The following is a 16,295-nucleotide window of genomic DNA, read 5'->3' as shown; positions in this document are numbered from 1 at the left end:
TGCGGTCCGCGGGGCGGATCAGATCAGGTTCTGGCCCTCGCTGATCACGTCGCGCAGGATGCGCTCCATCTCGTCGAAGTGCTCGGAGTCGCAGATCAGCGGCGGAGCGAGCTGGATGACCGGGTCGCCACGGTCGTCGGCGCGGCAGTAGAGGCCCGCGTCGAACAGCGCCTTCGAGAGGAAGCCGCGCAGCAGCCGCTCGGACTCGTCCTCGTCGAACGTCTCCTTGGTGGCCTTGTCCTTGACGAGCTCGATCCCGTAGAAGTAGCCGTCACCGCGCACGTCGCCGACGATGTCGAGGTCGAGCAGCTTCTCGAGCGTGGAGCGGAACGTGTCCTCGTTGGCGCGGACGTTCTCGTTCAGGCCCTCGCGCTCGAAGATGTCGAGGTTCGCCATCGCGACCGCGGTCGAGACCGGGTGGCCGCCGAAGGTGTAGCCGTGCAGGAACGACTCGTGGCCCTTGAGGAACGGCTCCATCAGGCGGTCGCTGGCGATCATCGCGCCGAGCGGCGAGTAGCCCGAGGTCAGGCCCTTCGCGCAGGTGATGATGTCGGGCTGGTAGCTGTACCGCGTCGCGCCGAACATCTCACCGAGTCGCCCGAACGCGCAGATCACCTCGTCGGAGACGAGCAGCACGTCGTACTCGTCGCAGATCTCGCGGACCCGCTGGAAGTACCCGGGCGGCGGCGGGAAGCAGCCGCCGGCGTTCTGGACCGGCTCCAGGAAGACCGCGGCGACCGTGTCGGGGCCCTCGAACTCGATCGCCTCGGCGATCCGGTCGGCAGCCCAGCGGCCGAAGGCCTCGGGATCCTCGCCGTGCTCGGGAGCGCGGTAGATGTTGGTGTTCGGGACGCGGAAGGTGCTCGGCACCAGCGGCTCGAACGGCGCCTTCATCTCCGGGATGCCGGTGATCGACAGGGCGCCCTGCGGCGTGCCGTGGTAGGCGATCGAGCGCGAGATGACCTTGTGCTTGGTCGGCTTGCCCTGCAGCTTGAAGTACTGCTTCGCGAGCTTCCAGGCCGACTCGACGGCTTCGCCGCCGCCGGTGGTGAAGAACACCCGGTTGAGGTCGCCCGGCGCGTAGTTCGCGACCCGCTCGGCGAGCTCGATCGCGCCCGGGTGGGCGTACGACCAGAGCGGGAAGAACGCGAGGTCGCGGGCCTGCTTGGCGGCGGCCTCCGCGAGCTCCTCACGACCGTGCCCGGCCTGCACCACGAACAGGCCGGCCAGGCCGTCGAGGTAGCGCTTGCCGTTCACGTCGGTCACGTACGCGCCGTCGCCGGAGACGATGATCGGCACGTCGGCGTTGTCGTAGCTGGAGTGCCGGGTGAAGTGCATCCAGAGGTGGTCCTTGGCGGCGCGCTGGAGGTGCGCCGGGTCGGCGTGTTGGCTCATGCTGTCGAGTATCACCTACCGACCTTCCAGATGCAACCGATCCAGTTGCTTGAGACGTCATCAACTACGGATTCCGTTGAGCACGGCGAGTTGACACGACCAATCCATTGCCGACGCCGTGGTGCTGTGACAGATTGGGAGCACCATCCCAGAGGAAGGCAGGATCACGATGACCGAGAGCATCGCCAACGTCGTCAACGGCGAGAAGCAGACCGCGGCCGACGGGGCCACGTACGAGGTCCTGGACCCGACGACCGGCCAGGCGTACGCGACCGCGCCGCTGTCGCGCGAGGCCGAGGTCGACGCGGCCATGCAGGCGGCCCAGGCCGCCTTCGACGGCGGATGGCGCGACACCACGCCCCGCGAGCGCCAGGCGGCCCTGCTCAAGCTCAACGCTGCGATCGCCGACCGGCTCGACGAGATCGTCGACGTCGAGGTCAAGGACACCGGCAAGCCCCGTGGCCTCACGGTCAGCGAGGAGATGCCGATGGCCGACGACGCGCTCACCTTCTTCGCCGGCGCGGCACGGGTGCTCGAGGGACGTGCGGCCGGCGAGTACATGGCGGGCCACACCTCGATGATCCGTCGCGAGCCGATCGGCGTCGTCGCGCAGGTGACCCCGTGGAACTACCCGCTGCTGATGGCGATGTGGAAGATCGGCCCCGCGCTCGCGGCCGGCAACACGATCGTGCTCAAGCCCAGCGACACCACCCCCGCCTCGACGGCGCTGCTCGCCGAGATCGCCGCGGACATCCTGCCGCCGGGCGTGCTCAACGTCGTGTGCGGCGACCGCGACACCGGTCGGCTGCTGGTCAGCCACCCGACCCCGCAGATGGCCGCGATCACCGGCTCGGTCCGCGCGGGCATGGAGGTCGCGCGCTCCGCCTCCGACGACGTCAAGCGTGTCCACCTCGAGCTCGGAGGCAAGGCCCCGGTCGTGGTGTTCGACGACGCCGACATCGAGGCCGCGGCCGCCGCGATCGCCGAGGCCGGCTACTTCAACGCCGGGCAGGACTGCACCGCCGCCACCCGCGTGCTCGCCTCGCCGAAGGTCTACGGCGACTTCGTGGACGCGATCGCCGAGGTCGCCAAGGGCACGAGGACCGGGCTGCCGAACGACGAGGACGCGCTGTACGGCGCGCTGAACAACGCCGATCAGCTCGAGCGCGTCGGCGGCTTCGTCGACCGGCTCCCGTCGCACGCGAAGGTCGCGGCCGGCGGCAACCGCCCGGGCGGGGACCTCGCGAACGGCTACTTCTTCGAGCCCACCGTGCTCGCCGATCTGAAGCAGACCGACGAGGCGATCCAGAACGAGATCTTCGGCCCGGTCATCACGGTCCAGCCGTTCACCGACGAGGACGAGGCGGTGGCGTGGGCCAACGGCGTCCAGTACGGCCTCGCGTCGAGCGTGTGGACCAAGGACCACGGCCGCGCGATGCGGATGGCCAAGCGGCTCGACTTCGGCTGCGTGTGGATCAACACCCACATCCCGCTCGTCGCCGAGATGCCGCACGGCGGGTTCAAGCACTCGGGCTACGGCAAGGACCTGTCGATGTACGGGCTCGAGGACTACACGCGCATCAAGCACGTGATGACGAACATCGAGGCCTGACCCGCCCTTGCCGCTGGTCGAGGCGCGAGCCCGCCCTTGCGGCTGGTCGAGGCGCGAGCCCGCCCTTGCGGCTGGTCGAGGCGCGAGCCCGCCCTTGCCGCTGGTCGAGGCGCGAGCCTGCCCTTGCCGCTGGTCGAGGCGCGAGCGGAGCGAGCGATCGAGACCCCCCGTCTCGATCCTCGCTCCGCTCGGCCTCGACGAACGGGGAGAGTCAGACCAGGCCGGCGTCGTGGACGAGCAGGGCGACCTGGACGCGGTTCGTCGCGTCGAGCTTGCCGAACACGCGGGTCAGGTGGGCCTTCACGGTCGCCAGGCTCATGTGCAGCTCGGCGGCGATCTCGGCGTTCGAGAGGCCCTGTCCGACGGCGACCGCGACCTCCCGCTCGCGTTCGGACAGGGCTGCCACCAGGTCCGTACGGCTCGGCGGCACCACCTGCTCCTGCGCGGTGACCCGCCGGATCAGCTGCTCGGTCACGCTCGGGGACAGCATCGGCTCGCCGGCGGCGACCTTGCGGACCGCTTCGACGAGCGCGTCGGGGGGTGTGTCCTTCAGCAGGAAGCCGCTCGCGCCTGCGCGCAGGGCGCGCAGCACGTCGTCGTCGGCGTCGAAGGTCGTCAGCACGATCACCTGCGGCGGCTCGGTGCGCCGCAGCAGCGCGGCGGTGGCCTCGAGGCCGTCGACGCGGGGCATCCGGATGTCCATGAGGACGACGTCGACGTCCGTGCCCACCGCGCTCGCGACCTCGTCACCGTCGGCGGCCTCCGCGATCACCTCGAGGTCGTCGGCGCCGCCCAGGATCAGCCGGAGCCCGGCACGGACCAGCGGGTCGTCGTCGACCAGCGCGATGCGGATCATGTCGGCCACGGTAGCGCCAGCACGAGGACGAACTCGTGCTCGACGATCCGGTACGACAGCCTCCCGCCGGCGAGCTGTGCGCGCTCGCTCATCCCGGCCAGACCGAGCCCGGACTCCGGCAGCGCAGGCGGGCGTGGCGTCCCGACCCGCAACGGGTTGCGCGCCTCGACGACCACGCCGTCGTCGGGACTGCCGTTCAGCGCGATCCGTACGGTGGTGCCGGGCGCGTGCTTGTGCGCGTTCGTCAGCGCCTCCTGCACGACGCGGTACGCGGTCCGCCCGGCCCGCTCCGGGGGTCGCTGAGCGGTGATCTCGTCGTCGAACAGGACCCGCATCCCGGCCGACCGGGCGCCGTCGATCAGGTCGGGGAGGTCGTCCCACGAGGGCTGCGGAGGCTCGGGCGCTTCGGACGGGGTGTCGTCGCGCAGGATGCCGAGGACCTCCCGCAGCTCGGTGAGCGCGAGGTGGGCGTTGTCGCGGATCACGCCGCTGGCCTCGCGCACCTGCTCGGGCGGCAGGTCCTCGCGGTAGGCGAGCGCGCCGGCGTGCATGGCGACGAGCGAGATCCGGTGGGCCAGCACGTCGTGCATCTCGCGGGCGAGCCGGGTCCGTTCCGCGACCCGGGCCTGCGCCACCCGCTCGGCCTGCTGCTCCTCGGCCGTACGGGCGCGCTCGCGCAGCGTGTACAGCAGCTCACGGCGCGACCCGACGTACAGCCCGATCGCGACGACGACCACGACGACGAGGACACTCAGGACGGAGACGAAGCCCCGATCCTCGGTGAGCGACGGGTCGACCAACGTGAACACGATGACGGAGACGACCGCGACCGCGGAGACGGAGACGATCTCCGGCCAGCGGCGGCGGGTGGCCAGCGACGCCATCGCCAGCAGGTGGGGCCCGGCGGCCAGCGCGGAGAACGCGACGGCGAACGAGCAGATCAGCGCCACGGTGACCGGGTAGCGCCGCCGCAGGGGCAGGAGCGCGAAGCAGGCGAGTCCCGCGACCAGGTCGGCGACGGCCCACAGCGGGCTGTTCCGCCACTGCCACGGAGCCAGCGACAGCCAGGCGACCCCGCTGGTCATCGCGGCGAGGGCGTAGCGCCACCCGCTGTTCCACCAGCGCAGGGGCGGTTGGTAGGCAGCGGGCGTGACGGGCGAGTCCACGGCGTCAGCCTAGGGTGGGCCGCTGACCCTGACCCACCTCCTTCGGGCTGATCCGCGGCGCCGAAGGGCCGGTGTCGGCCGCGGGGTCTACGACCTTCGGCCACCCGACGTCCAGCCCATCGCCCGATGTGCGCTGACCCTCGTGGGGTCCAGGGTGGAGGCATGATCGAAGTCCAGAACCTCACGAAGAGGTATGGCGACACCCTCGCCGTCGATGACATCAGCTTCACCTGCAAGCCCGGGTCGGTGACCGGGTTCCTCGGGCCGAACGGCGCGGGCAAGTCGACGACCCTGCGGATGCTGACCGGGCTCACGCCGGCGACGTCCGGCCGCGCGACGATCGGCGGGCACGCGTACCGCGCGATCCCCAACCCAGGCACCCAGGTCGGCGTGCTGCTCGACGCGTCGGCCCAGCATTCGGGCCGCACGGGCCGCGAGGTGCTGACGATCGCCGCGAAGACGATGGGCCTGCCGGACTCCCGGGTCGACGAGATGCTCGCGGTCGTCGGTCTCTCGCCGAAGGAGGCACGCCGCCGGGTCGGCAACTACTCGCTCGGCATGCGGCAGCGTCTCGGCGTGGCGCAGTCGCTGCTGTCCGACCCGCAGGTGCTGATCCTCGACGAGCCGGCGAACGGCCTCGACCCGGCCGGCATCCACTGGATGCGTCAGCTCCTGAGGATGTACGCCGACCGCGGCGGCACCGTCCTGTTGTCGTCGCACCTCCTGCACGAGATCGAGGTGATCGCCGACGAGCTGATCGTGATCGGACGCGGCCGCATCGTCGCGCAGGGCACCAAGGACGACCTGCTGGCCGGCGCCGGGACGTTCGTCCGGGCCCTCGAGCCCGACCTGCTGGCCAGCGCGCTCGCCAGCTCCGGCATCCACGTCACCCCGGCGACCACCGACGGGTTCCACACCGACGCCGAGCCGGCGGACGTCGGCAAGGCCGCGGCGGCGGCCGGGATCGCCCTGGTCGAGCTCCGGCCGGGCGACCGGGCCGGTCTCGAGGACCTGTTCCTCCAGCTCACGTCCGACGACCAGCGCGACGACCTCGTCCACGGCGTCCAGAACGCTCCGAAGGGAGTCCAGGCATGACCGCGACCAGCACCCCCGCGGTGGGGATCGACCTCGACCGTCCCACGATCCCGTTCAGCCGCATCGTGGGCGTCGAGCTGCGCAAGCTCGCCGACACCCGCGCGGGACGATGGCTGCTCGGGGCGGTCGGTGTGATCAGCGTCGTCGTCATGGTGATCATGCTGTGGGTGATCGTGGCGAACGACGTGGCGGTCGGCTTCAAGGACTTCCTGATCGCGATGAGTCTGCCGATGGGGGTTCTCCTCCCTGTGCTCGGCGTGCTCTCCGTGACCAGCGAGTGGTCGCAGCGCACGGCGCTCGTCACCTTCACCCTGGTGCCGCACCGGGGCCGTGTCCTGGCGGCGAAGGTCGTCGTCGGTCTGATCGTCGCCGCTCTCGCGGTCGTCGTGGCCGCGCTCGCTGCCGCCATCGGGATGGTCCTGGCCGGGATGGCGGTCGACACCGCCTGGAACGTCAACCCGCTCGAGCTGCTCGGGTTCTTCGCGCTCCAGGCGCTCGGGCTGCTGATGGGCATCACGTTCGGCGCCCTTCTCCTGAGCTCGCCGGCCGCGATCGTCACGTACTTCGCGTGGGCGTTCGTGCTGCCGACGATCTTCGGGGTGGCGACGGTGTTCATCAGCTGGTTCGGCGACCTCCAGCCGTGGATCGACTTCAACACCGCCCAGCAGCCGCTCTTCGACGGCGGTTGGACCGGCGAGAAGATCGGCCAGCTCGCGACGTCCGGCACGATCTGGCTGGTCGTCCCGTTCGTGTTCGGCGCGATGCGCGTGATGCGCAGCGAGGTGAAGTAGCGCACCCGGCTCCGGCCGGGTGGCAGGACCGGCGAGGTCCGGGCGTGTCGGGGGACCGCCCGGGCCTTCGTCGTGTCCGGAGGGCCCTGAGAGACTGACCTCATGCACGAACGCCGCGACGTCGTCGTCCTCGGGTCGACCGGATCGATCGGGACCCAAGCGCTCCGGATCGTCGCCGCCAACCCCGACCGCTTCCGCGTGGTGGGCCTCTCGGCCGCCGGCTCCGATCCGGCGCTGCTCGCGGCGCAGGCGATCGAGCACGGTGTCGCGGTCGTGGCCGTGGCCCGCGCCGGTGCCGCCCAGGACGTGCAGCTCGCGCTGTACGCGGAGGCGCAGCGCCGCGGGTACGCCGAGGGCGACCACCGGGTTCCGCGGCTCCTCGCCGGTCCGGACGCCGCGACCGAGCTGGCGGCGGTGCGCTGCGACGTCGTCCTCAACGGCATCACGGGTGCGGTCGGGCTGGGACCGACGATCGCGGCCCTCAGGGCCGGGACGACCCTGGCGCTCGCCAACAAGGAGTCGCTGATCATCGGCGGCCCCGTCGTCACGGCGCTCGCGGAGCCCGGGCAGATCGTGCCCGTCGACTCCGAGCACTCCGCGATCGCGCAGGCGCTGCGCGGCGGACGTACCGACGAGGTCCGCAGGCTCGTGCTCACCGCGAGCGGGGGCCCGTTCCGCGGGCGCGACCGCGCGGCGCTCGCCGACGTGACGGTCGAGCAGGCTCTGGACCACCCGAACTTCGCGATGGGCCCGGTCATCACGGTGAACTCCGCGACCCTGGTCAACAAGGGCCTCGAGGTGATCGAGGCCCACCTGCTGTTCGGGGTGCCGATGGAGCGGGTCGACGCGGTGGTGCACCCGCAGCAGGTGATCCACTCGATGGTCGAGTTCGTCGACGGGTCCACGATCGCCCAGGCGTCCCCGCCGTCGATGCTGATCCCGATCGCGCTCGGGATGGGCTGGCCCGACCGGGTCCCGGACGCCGGGCCCGGGTGCGACTGGACGACGGCGTCGACCTGGGACTTCGCCCCGCTGGACGACGACGCGTTCCCCGCCGTACGGCTGGCTCGGCGCGCCGGCGACTTCGGCCGGACCGCGCCCGCGGTCTACAACGCCGCCAACGAGGAGTGCGTCGCCGCGTTCCTCGACGGCACTCTCGGGTTCCTCGGGATCGTCGACACCGTCGGGCAGGTGCTCGAGGAGCACGTCACCGACCCGGGCGTACGCTCGATCACGGGCGGCCTGACCGTCGACGACGTGCTCGCCGCCGACCGCACCGCCCGTGAACGTGCCCGGGCCCTGATCGAGGAGGCTGGTCGATGAGCGAGCCGTTGCTCTACGCGCTCGGCGTCGTCGTCTTCCTGGTCGGCCTGGCCGTCTCGATCGCCCTGCACGAGGTCGGGCACATGGTGCCGGCCAAGGCCTTCGGCGCGAAGGTGACCCAGTACTTCGTCGGCTTCGGGCGCACGGTCTGGTCGAGACGGCGCGGCGAGACGGAGTACGGCCTGAAGGCGATCCCGCTCGGCGGCTTCGTGAAGATCGTCGGTATGCTCCCGCCGCACCGCGGCGACGACCCGAGCCAGGTCCGGACCTCCAACACCGGCCTGTTCACCCAGCTGGTCTCCGACGCGCGCACGGCCGAGTACGAGCACGTCACGCCCGACGACGAGCCGCGGCTGTTCTACAAGCTGCCGTGGTGGAAGAAGGCGATCGTGATGGCCGGGGGACCGGTCGTCAATCTCGCGATCGCGTTCGCGCTGTTCGCGGCGATCTTCCTGTCGATCGGCGCGCAGACGCTCACGACGACGATCTCCTCGGTCTCGGACTGCGTGATCCCGGCCGCCGAGGCGCCGCGGACCTGCACCTCGACCGACCCGGTCGCCCCGGCGAAGGAGTCCGGTCTGGAGGCTGGCGACGAGATCGTGTCGTTCAACGGCGAGCCGATCGACGACTGGTCGCAGATGCAGACCGCGATCCGATCCAACGGCGACTCCGCCGCCACGATCGGCTACGTCCGCGACGGCGAGACGTACGAGACCACCGTCAACACCTCGGTGCAGCCGCGACCGGTGGGCGACGATCCGGCCGTGACCGAGGAGGTCGGCTTCCTCGGTGTCGCGCCGACGGCCGGCTACGAGCGGCAGGACCTCGGCTACGTCGTGACCACGATGGGTGACATGACCGTCGGCACCGTCGAGGCGATCGCGTCGCTGCCGCAGAAGATGGTCGAGGTCACGCAGTCGATCTTCGGCGCCGAGCGCGCCGACGACACCCCGATGAGCCCGGTCGGCGCAAGCCGGGTCGCCGGTGAGATGGTGACGATCGAGGGGACGACCTGGACCGACCGCGTCTACCGGATCGCGACGCTGCTCGCCGCCGTGAACCTCTTCGTCGCGCTGTTCAACTTCATCCCGTTGCTCCCGCTGGACGGGGGCCACATCGCCGGCGCGCTGTGGGAGGGTCTGCGCAACGCGATCGCCCGGCTGCGCCGGCGGCCGCTGCCGGGCCCCGTCGACGTCGGGCGGATGCTCCCGGTCGCGTACGGCGTGGGTGCGCTGCTCCTGGTGATGGGTGTCATCCTGATCCTGGCCGACATCATCAATCCCGTACGCCTGACCTGACCGCACGCCCGACCGAACTCGAGGAGAGCCGCACCCGCATGGACGTCAACCTGGGAATGCCGGCGGCACCGCCGCCGACCCTCGCCCCGCGTCGCCGCAGCCGCAAGATCAAGGTCGGCGCGGTCGAGGTGGGCGGCGACGCCCCGATCTCGGTCCAGTCGATGACGACGACCCCGACCGTCGACGTCAACTCCACCCTGCAGCAGATCGCCGAGCTGACGGCGGCCGGCTGCGACATCGTGCGGGTGGCGTGCCCGAGCCAGGACGACGCGGAGGCGCTGCCCGACATCGCGCGCAAGTCGCAGATCCCGGTGATCGCCGACATCCACTTCCAGCCGAAGTACGTCTACGCGGCGATCGAGGCCGGGTGCGCCGCGGTCCGCGTGAACCCGGGCAACATCCGCAGGTTCGACGACCAGGTCAAGCAGATCGCGCAGGAGGCGAAGGACCACGGCACGTCGATCCGGATCGGCGTCAACGCCGGCTCGCTGGACAAGCGGCTGCTGGAGAAGTACGGCAAGCCGACGCCGGAGGCGTTGGTCGAGTCCGCGGTGTGGGAGGCCTCGCTGTTCGAGGAGCACGACTTCCACGACTTCAAGATCTCGGTGAAGCACAACGACCCGGTCGTGATGGTCAAGGCGTACGAGCTGCTCGCGGAGCGCGGCGACTGGCCGCTGCACCTCGGCGTGACCGAGGCGGGTCCGGCGTTCCAGGGCACGATCAAGTCCGCGACCGCGTTCGGCGCGCTGCTGAGCCAGGGGATCGGCGACACGATCCGGGTCTCGCTGTCCGCCCCGCCGGTCGAGGAGGTCAAGGTCGGGATCCAGATCCTCCAGTCGCTCAACCTCCGTCCACGCAAGCTCGAGATCGTGTCGTGCCCGTCGTGCGGGCGCGCCCAGGTGGACGTCTACAAGCTCGCCGAGGAGGTCACCGCCGGGCTCGAGGGCATGGAGGTGCCGCTGCGGGTCGCGGTGATGGGCTGCGTCGTGAACGGCCCGGGGGAGGCGCGGGAGGCCGATCTCGGCGTCGCGTCCGGCAACGGGAAGGGCCAGATCTTCGTCAAGGGCGAGGTGATCAAGACCGTCCCGGAGGCGAAGATCGTCGAGACCCTGATCGAGGAGGCGATGCGGATCGCCGAGGACATGGAGCCCGTCGACGGCGGCGGCGCGGAGGTCACCGTCTCCTGAGACGGGCGCGCCGGTCCCGCTCGCCGCTACTCGCCGGTCGTGCCGTCGACCAGCTCGCGGACGATGTCGAGGTGGCCGAGGTGGCGCGCGTACTCCTGGAGCAGGTGCACGAGGATCCACGCGAGGTTCGGCGGGTCGGACTCGAACCGGCCCCCGGTCGCGGCCACGTCCAGGAGGTCCGCCTCGGCGACGATCGACCGTGACGTCGCGACCTGCTCGCGGAACGCCGCGAGCAGCTCCTCGTACGTCCCGGGCCCGACGGCCCAGCCGTCGTCGGCCGGGTCGGAGTCGCCCCACGGGTCGACCACCGGCTCCCCGAGGAACCCCCAGACCAGCCAGCGCCGCTCCACGTACGTCAGGTGGACCAGCAGCCCCAGGGGCGTCCAGCCCGACGGCACCCGGCTGGACGTCAGGTCCTCGAGGCTCATCCCGTCCAGCTTGCGCTCGAGCGCGTCACGGTAGTGGTCCAGCTGGTCACGGAGCAGGGCCAGCGGGTCGGTCACGGAGCGGGCAGGTTCACCGATCGGATCTGCGGCCATGCGCTTCACTGTAGGCTTTCACCTGCGCGAACGGTCAGCGGGGAGGTGGTCGGATGCTCGGCACGACGACCGGGGTCCGGGTGCTCGGTGAGCACGACCTGTCCGCCGTCCAGCGCCTGGTGGACCGTGACCCGCTGGTCAACCTCTTCGTCGACCACCGGCTCGCGACCACGCGGATGCAGCCGCGCTGGCTGGGCGGCGAGATCTGGGGCTACTTCGACGGTGGCGAGCTCGTCTCGGCGTGCCACGTCGCCGCGAACTTCGTGCCGGTCGAAGCGACCCCGGACGCGATCGACGCCTTCACGCGCCGGGCGCGCCGCACGGGTCGGTTGTCGTCGTCGATCGTCGGCCCAGCGACGGAGGTCGGTGCCCTGTGGGAGCGGCTGGAGCCGCACTGGGGTCCGGCCCGTTCGCTGCGCCTGAACCAGCCGTTCCTCCAGATCGCCGGTCCGCCGCGGATCGCGCCGGACCCCCGCGTACGGCCGGTGCTGCTGGACGAGGTCGACGTCCTGTACCCGGCGTGCGTGGCGATGTTCACCGAGGAGGTCGGCGAGAGTCCCGAGCTGCCGGGTCGGCACAGCTACCGTGCGCGGGTGACGCAGCTCGTCACGCGTGGCTGGTCGTACGCGATCATCGAGGACGGCGAGGTGCTGTTCAAGGCCGAGGTCGGGTCGGCGACCGCGCGCGGATGCCAGGTCCAAGGGGTCTGGGTCGCGCCCGAGCACCGGGGCCGGGGCCTCGCGGCGCGCGGGATGGCCGGCGTGGTGGAGCTGGCGCGGCGGGAGGTCGCGCCCGTGGTGACGCTGTACGTGAACGACTACAACGTCGCGGCGCGGGCGGCGTACGCGCGGGCGGGGTTCGTGCAGACCTCGACGTTCGCCTCGGTGCTGATGTAGCGGAGCTCGCCGCCCGGACTCCGGGACGCGGTCACGGTTCGGTCACACCCGGGCGGTCCTCGATCGCCGACCGACCGTGTCACCTAGAGTGGCAGATCCGTTCCCCCGCTGAGGAGTTCCCTCATGGTCCGCCGGATCTGTGTCCTGCTCGCCGCCGTCGGCGCTGCCGTCGCTCTCGCCTCGCCCGCCTCGGCCGGCACGCGCTCCGTGCCCGATCCGCGCGGTGACGCCGTGGCAGCGGTCGACTTCACGAAGGTGAAGGTCACGAACGGCAAGAAGGCCGTGCGTGTCCGTGTCGTGATCCCGCGCTTCCGGCGCTCGAAGGCCGGCTTCGTGAGCGTGACGGTGAGTCGGAAGGCGAAGGGGCTCCCCTTCTACCAGCTGAGTCGGGAGCACCGGCGGAACGCCTGGACGAAGCCTCGGCTGGTCGATGAGGCGGCGAAGCCGATCCGCTGCCGGGGGGACAGGGTGCGATTCCGCAGCAACGGGTTCGTGGCGCGCATCCCGCAGCGCTGCATCGACGACAACCGGAAGAAGGTGGTCGCCCTTCCGACGACCTTCGCCCGGGACTTCGACGTCGAGACCGACTTCGACGCCGAGCCGTACCCGTACGACGTCCCCGACCGCCGCGGTCGCTGGGTCCGGTACCGCTGACCCGGACCTCCGCCGTATCCATCACGACTCCGACCCCGAGGAGCCCCCATGATCCGCCGGATCTGTGTCCTGGCCTGCGCCGTCGCCCTCGCTCTGTCCCTCGCGTCACCCGCCTCCGCGGCGAAGCGCACCGTCCGCGACGAGCGCGGCGATGCGGTCAGGTCGATCGACTTCACGAAGGTGAAGGTCGCCAACAGCAAGAACTACCTCCGGGTGCGGGTGACCATCCCACGGTTCCGGCGTGCGAAGGCCGGTACCGTCGGCGCTTCGATCGCGGTGGATGGCCGTGCGTCGTTCCTGTACGTGGGGCGGACCCGTCGGGCGTCGGACGAGCGCTGGACGAAGCCGCGCATGCTCAACAACGAGACCGGCAAGCGCGTGCGCTGTGCCGGTGACCGGGTGCGGTTCCGCAGCAACGGCTACGTCATCCGAGTTCCGCAGCGGTGCCTCCGCAAACGCGGTGCCGCAGTGCACGTCGAGCCCACGACCGCCGTCCGGAACGCGATCTGGTCGTCGAGCCTGACCCCGCCTGACTTCGACTCCAACGACCGATACGGCCGTTGGGTCGCCTACCGCTAGCCCCCACATCCTCGTCCGTTCGTCCGCTTCGTGCGGACGCCCCCGACTCCGAACCCCAGGAGCCTCCATGATCCGTCGGATCTCCCTCGTCCTGGCCGCCGCAGGACTCGCGATCACCGCCGTCGCCTCGCCCGCGTCGGCCCAGACCAAGCGGTTCGAGGACCGCCGCGGCGACGCCGACGAGGCGATCGACATCACGCGTGTGAAGGTCAAGAACGCCAAGGGCGCGATCCGCGTCAAGGTGGTCATCCCGCAGTTCCGTCGCTCGGGGACCGCCGCTGCCGCGGTCACGGTCAAGCGGCTGCGCAAGCCTCGCACGCGCGTCGCGGTGTCCCGCTTCCACCTCGCGGGCTTCGGGTGGTCACGCGGCGAGCTCCTGAACGAACGGACGGGCGAGCCGATCCGCTGCAAGGGCGACCGAGTCCGCTTCACCGACCGCGGATTCGCGATCCGGATCCCGCAGCGATGCCTGCCGGGCAAGCCCGGCCGCATCCGCGCCGCCGCGTACACGATCACGCGCGACGCCTTCTCGTTCGACAGCGACGAGGACGACCTGGTGCTGAGCGGGCCCGACGCCGACATCGACGTCTTCCCCCAGCAGAGCCTCGAGCGCGTCCGGCCGAAGCTCAGCCCGGCCGTCCGGTACCGCTGATGCCGGGCTCCTCCGTACGCCCGTCGGGTCGCCCGCCCCGCGACGTCACCGCTCTGGCCGGCCTGCTCGCGGTCGCGGGCGTGGCGCACTTCGTGGCACCGAAGCCGTTCGAGTCGATCGTGCCGCGCGCCCTGCCGGCGCGGCGTGCCCTCGTGCACGCGAGCGGTGTCGCCGAGCTGGCCTGCGCCGCCGGACTGGTCGCGCCACGGACCCGCCGCGCGGCCGGGTACGCGACGGCGGCGCTGATGGTCGCGGTCTTCCCGGCGAACGTGCAGATGACCGTCACCGCGCTGCGCAGCCCGCGCGCCTCCACCGGCTACCGCGCCGCGACGATCGCCCGGCTGCCGCTGCAGTGGCCGCTGGTGCGCACGGCGTGGAAGGCCGCCCGGTCCGGCTGAGACCGGGCGCTAGGCTGGGCGCTGCCCTGCCGCGGCTCGCGGCCCCGTACGACCTCCAGGAGCAACCGTGGTCACCCGCATGTCCCGATTCTTCGTGCGCACCCTGCGTGAGGACCCGGCGGACGCGGAGGTGCCGTCGCACCGCCTGCTCGTGCGCGCCGGCTACGTCCGTCGCGCCGGGCCGGGGATCTACTCGTGGCTGCCGCTCGGTCTGCGGGTGCTCCGACGGATCGAGACGATCGTCCGCGAGGAGATGGAGCGGATCGGCAGCCAGGAGGTGTCGTTCCCCGCGCTGCTCCCGAAGGAGCCGTACGAGGCGAGCGGTCGGTGGGAGGAGTACGGCGACAACATCTTCCGGCTGGCCGACCGCAAGGGCGCCGACATGCTCCTCGGTCCGACGCACGAGGAGATGTTCACGCTCCTGGTCAAGGACCTGTACTCCTCGTACAAGGACCTGCCGCTGTCGATCTACCAGATCCAGACGAAGTACCGCGACGAGGCGCGGCCGCGTGCGGGCCTGCTGCGTGGGCGCGAGTTCGTGATGAAGGACTCCTACTCCTTCGACGTCGACGACGACGGCCTGAAGCGCGCGTACGAGGCGCACCGCGAGGCGTACATCCGGATCTTCGACCGGCTCGGGCTCGACTACGTGATCGTGCAGGCGGTCTCGGGTGCGATGGGCGGCTCGGCCAGCGAGGAGTTCCTCGCGACCGCGGACAACGGCGAGGACACGTACGTCCGCTCGCCCGGCGGGTACGCCGCCAACGTCGAGGCCGTCACGACCGTGGCGCCGGCGCCCCTGAGCGACGACGCGATCGCCGCGCTGCCCGCCGCGCACGTCGAGGACACCCCGGACACCCCCACGATCGAGACGCTGGTCGCGGCCGCCAACGAGCGGTTCGCCCGCGACGACCGGCCGTGGGGCGCCCACGACACGCTGAAGAACGTCGTGATGTGGGTCCGCCAGCCCGACGGGTCGCGCGAGATCCTCGTCGTCGGCCTGCCCGGTGACCGCGAGGTCGACCTCAAGCGGCTCGAGGCGCAGCTGGCTCCCGGCGAGATCGAGGCGTTCGAGGACGGCGACTTCGCGAGTCACCCCGCGCTCGTGCGCGGCTACATCGGCCCGCAGGTGCTGGGGGAGGACTCGGAGTCCGGCATCCGCTACCTCGTCGACCCGCGCATCGCCGCCGGGACCGCGTGGATCACCGGCGCCAACGAGCCCGGCAAGCACGTCTTCGACCTCGTCTTCGGCCGCGACTTCACCGCGGACGGCACGATCGAGGCGGCCGAGGTGCGCGCCGGCGACCCGGCGCCCGACGGCTCGGGCCCGCTCGAGCTGGCCCGGGGCATCGAGATGGGCCACATCTTCCAGCTCGGCCGCAAGTACGCCGACGCGCTCGGGCTGGAGGTGCTCGACGAGAACGGCAAGCTCGTCACCGTGACGATGGGCTCGTACGGCGTGGGCGTGTCCCGCGCGGTCGCCGCGATCGTCGAGAACTCCCACGACGAGGCCGGGATCGTCTGGCCGGCCGAGGTGGCGCCGTTCGACGTCCACCTCGTCGCGACGGGTAAGGACCCGGCGATCTTCGACGCCGCGGCGAGCCTCGCCGACGACCTGGCGGCGGCCGGGCTCGAGGTGCTGTACGACGACCGCCCGAAGGTCTCGCCCGGCGTGAAGTTCAAGGACGCCGAGCTGATCGGGGTCCCGACGATCGTCGTGGTCGGGCGCGGTCTCGCCGAGGGCGTGGTCGAGGTCAAGGACCGGCGCAGCGGGACCCGCGAGAACATCGCGCTCGACGACGCGGTCGCGACCGTGAAGGTCCGCACGGCCCGGGGCTGACCAGCGGCTCGACC

At 71.4% G+C, this 16,295-nt stretch carries 16 protein-coding genes; 12 read left to right on the top strand and 4 right to left on the bottom strand.

Going from position 1 to position 16,295, the window contains the following annotated elements; translation table 11 throughout:
* Nucleotides 1–18 precede the first annotated feature (18 nt).
* On the bottom strand, nt 19–1,395 hold the full coding sequence (locus CLV56_RS02485; RefSeq protein WP_039348801.1) for an aspartate aminotransferase family protein: 1,377 nt from the start codon (nt 1,393–1,395) through the stop codon (nt 19–21).
* 169 nt (nt 1,396–1,564) lie between these two features.
* Here CLV56_RS02485 and CLV56_RS02480 point away from each other — a divergent pair, with 169 nt between their 5' ends.
* Nucleotides 1,565–3,007, top strand: a complete 1,443-nt coding sequence (locus CLV56_RS02480) for a gamma-aminobutyraldehyde dehydrogenase (protein WP_211287958.1) — start codon at nt 1,565–1,567, stop codon at nt 3,005–3,007.
* 211 nt (nt 3,008–3,218) lie between these two features.
* Here the strand turns inward: CLV56_RS02480 and CLV56_RS02475 are convergent, their stop codons facing one another.
* Together CLV56_RS02475 and CLV56_RS02470 are read right to left on the bottom strand one after the other, a co-directional pair.
* Nucleotides 3,219–3,863, bottom strand: coding sequence for a response regulator (locus CLV56_RS02475; protein ID WP_039349049.1), 645 nt, complete (start codon nt 3,861–3,863; stop codon nt 3,219–3,221).
* A complete protein-coding gene (locus tag CLV56_RS02470; protein ID WP_039348808.1) occupies nt 3,860–5,029 on the bottom strand; it encodes a sensor histidine kinase in 1,170 nt (389 codons plus the stop codon). The genes CLV56_RS02475 and CLV56_RS02470 overlap by 4 nt, the downstream gene beginning before the upstream one ends.
* 162 nt (nt 5,030–5,191) lie before the next feature.
* On the opposite strand from CLV56_RS02470, the gene CLV56_RS02465 reads away from it, so the two are divergent.
* The 5 genes from CLV56_RS02465 (at nt 5,192) to ispG (ending at nt 10,723) form a co-directional block, all read left to right on the top strand.
* Nucleotides 5,192–6,124, top strand: a complete 933-nt coding sequence (locus tag CLV56_RS02465) for an ABC transporter ATP-binding protein (RefSeq protein WP_039348811.1) — start codon at nt 5,192–5,194, stop codon at nt 6,122–6,124.
* A complete protein-coding gene (locus CLV56_RS02460) occupies nt 6,121–6,915 on the top strand; it encodes an ABC transporter permease subunit (RefSeq protein WP_039348815.1) in 795 nt (264 codons plus the stop codon). The genes CLV56_RS02465 and CLV56_RS02460 overlap by 4 nt, the downstream gene beginning before the upstream one ends.
* A 102-nt stretch (nt 6,916–7,017) precedes the next feature.
* Entirely contained in the window at nt 7,018–8,238 is a 1,221-nt protein-coding gene (gene dxr / locus CLV56_RS02455; protein WP_039348818.1) for a 1-deoxy-D-xylulose-5-phosphate reductoisomerase, read from the top strand.
* Nucleotides 8,235–9,536, top strand: a complete 1,302-nt coding sequence (locus tag CLV56_RS02450; protein WP_039348821.1) for a M50 family metallopeptidase — start codon at nt 8,235–8,237, stop codon at nt 9,534–9,536. Before dxr ends, CLV56_RS02450 begins: the two co-directional genes overlap by 4 nt.
* 38 nt (nt 9,537–9,574) lie before the next feature.
* Entirely contained in the window at nt 9,575–10,723 is a 1,149-nt protein-coding gene (gene ispG, locus CLV56_RS02445) for a flavodoxin-dependent (E)-4-hydroxy-3-methylbut-2-enyl-diphosphate synthase (RefSeq protein WP_039348824.1), read from the top strand.
* 26 nt (nt 10,724–10,749) lie between these two features.
* Here ispG and CLV56_RS02440 read toward each other — a convergent pair whose 3' ends face one another.
* The gene (locus CLV56_RS02440) at nt 10,750–11,262 is read right to left on the bottom strand and encodes a DinB family protein (RefSeq protein WP_039348827.1); all 513 of its coding nucleotides are present in this window, start codon (nt 11,260–11,262) and stop codon (nt 10,750–10,752) included.
* A 53-nt stretch (nt 11,263–11,315) separates the two neighbouring features.
* On the opposite strand from CLV56_RS02440, the gene CLV56_RS02435 reads away from it, so the two are divergent.
* The 6 genes from CLV56_RS02435 (at nt 11,316) to CLV56_RS02410 (ending at nt 16,281) form a co-directional block, all read left to right on the top strand.
* Entirely contained in the window at nt 11,316–12,158 is an 843-nt protein-coding gene (locus CLV56_RS02435) for a GNAT family N-acetyltransferase (RefSeq protein WP_039348830.1), read from the top strand.
* Nucleotides 12,159–12,281: 123 nt separating this feature from the next.
* Entirely contained in the window at nt 12,282–12,812 is a 531-nt protein-coding gene (locus tag CLV56_RS02430) for a hypothetical protein (protein ID WP_039348833.1), read from the top strand.
* Nucleotides 12,813–12,860: 48 nt separating this feature from the next.
* Nucleotides 12,861–13,391: a hypothetical protein gene (locus CLV56_RS02425; protein ID WP_039348834.1), complete on the top strand. Its 531-nt coding sequence runs from the start codon at nt 12,861–12,863 to the stop codon at nt 13,389–13,391.
* Nucleotides 13,392–13,458: 67 nt separating this feature from the next.
* Nucleotides 13,459–14,043 carry a hypothetical protein gene (locus tag CLV56_RS02420; protein ID WP_039348838.1) on the top strand — a complete coding sequence of 195 codons (585 nt, stop codon included), beginning with the start codon at nt 13,459–13,461 and terminating at the stop codon, nt 14,041–14,043.
* Nucleotides 14,043–14,441 (top strand): DoxX family protein, encoded by a 399-nt coding sequence (locus tag CLV56_RS02415; protein WP_039348841.1) that lies wholly within the window; start codon nt 14,043–14,045, stop codon nt 14,439–14,441. Before CLV56_RS02420 ends, CLV56_RS02415 begins: the two co-directional genes overlap by 1 nt.
* A gap of 67 nt (nt 14,442–14,508) precedes the next feature.
* Entirely contained in the window at nt 14,509–16,281 is a 1,773-nt protein-coding gene (locus CLV56_RS02410; protein ID WP_039348844.1) for a proline--tRNA ligase, read from the top strand.
* Nucleotides 16,282–16,295 lie beyond the last annotated feature (14 nt).

The organism is Mumia flava, from assembly GCF_002797495.1.
Taxonomy (GTDB): Bacteria; Actinomycetota; Actinomycetes; order Propionibacteriales; family Nocardioidaceae; genus Mumia; species Mumia flava.
Note: the sequence above shows the minus strand (reverse complement) of the source record. Positions and strands in the feature narration are given on the sequence as shown.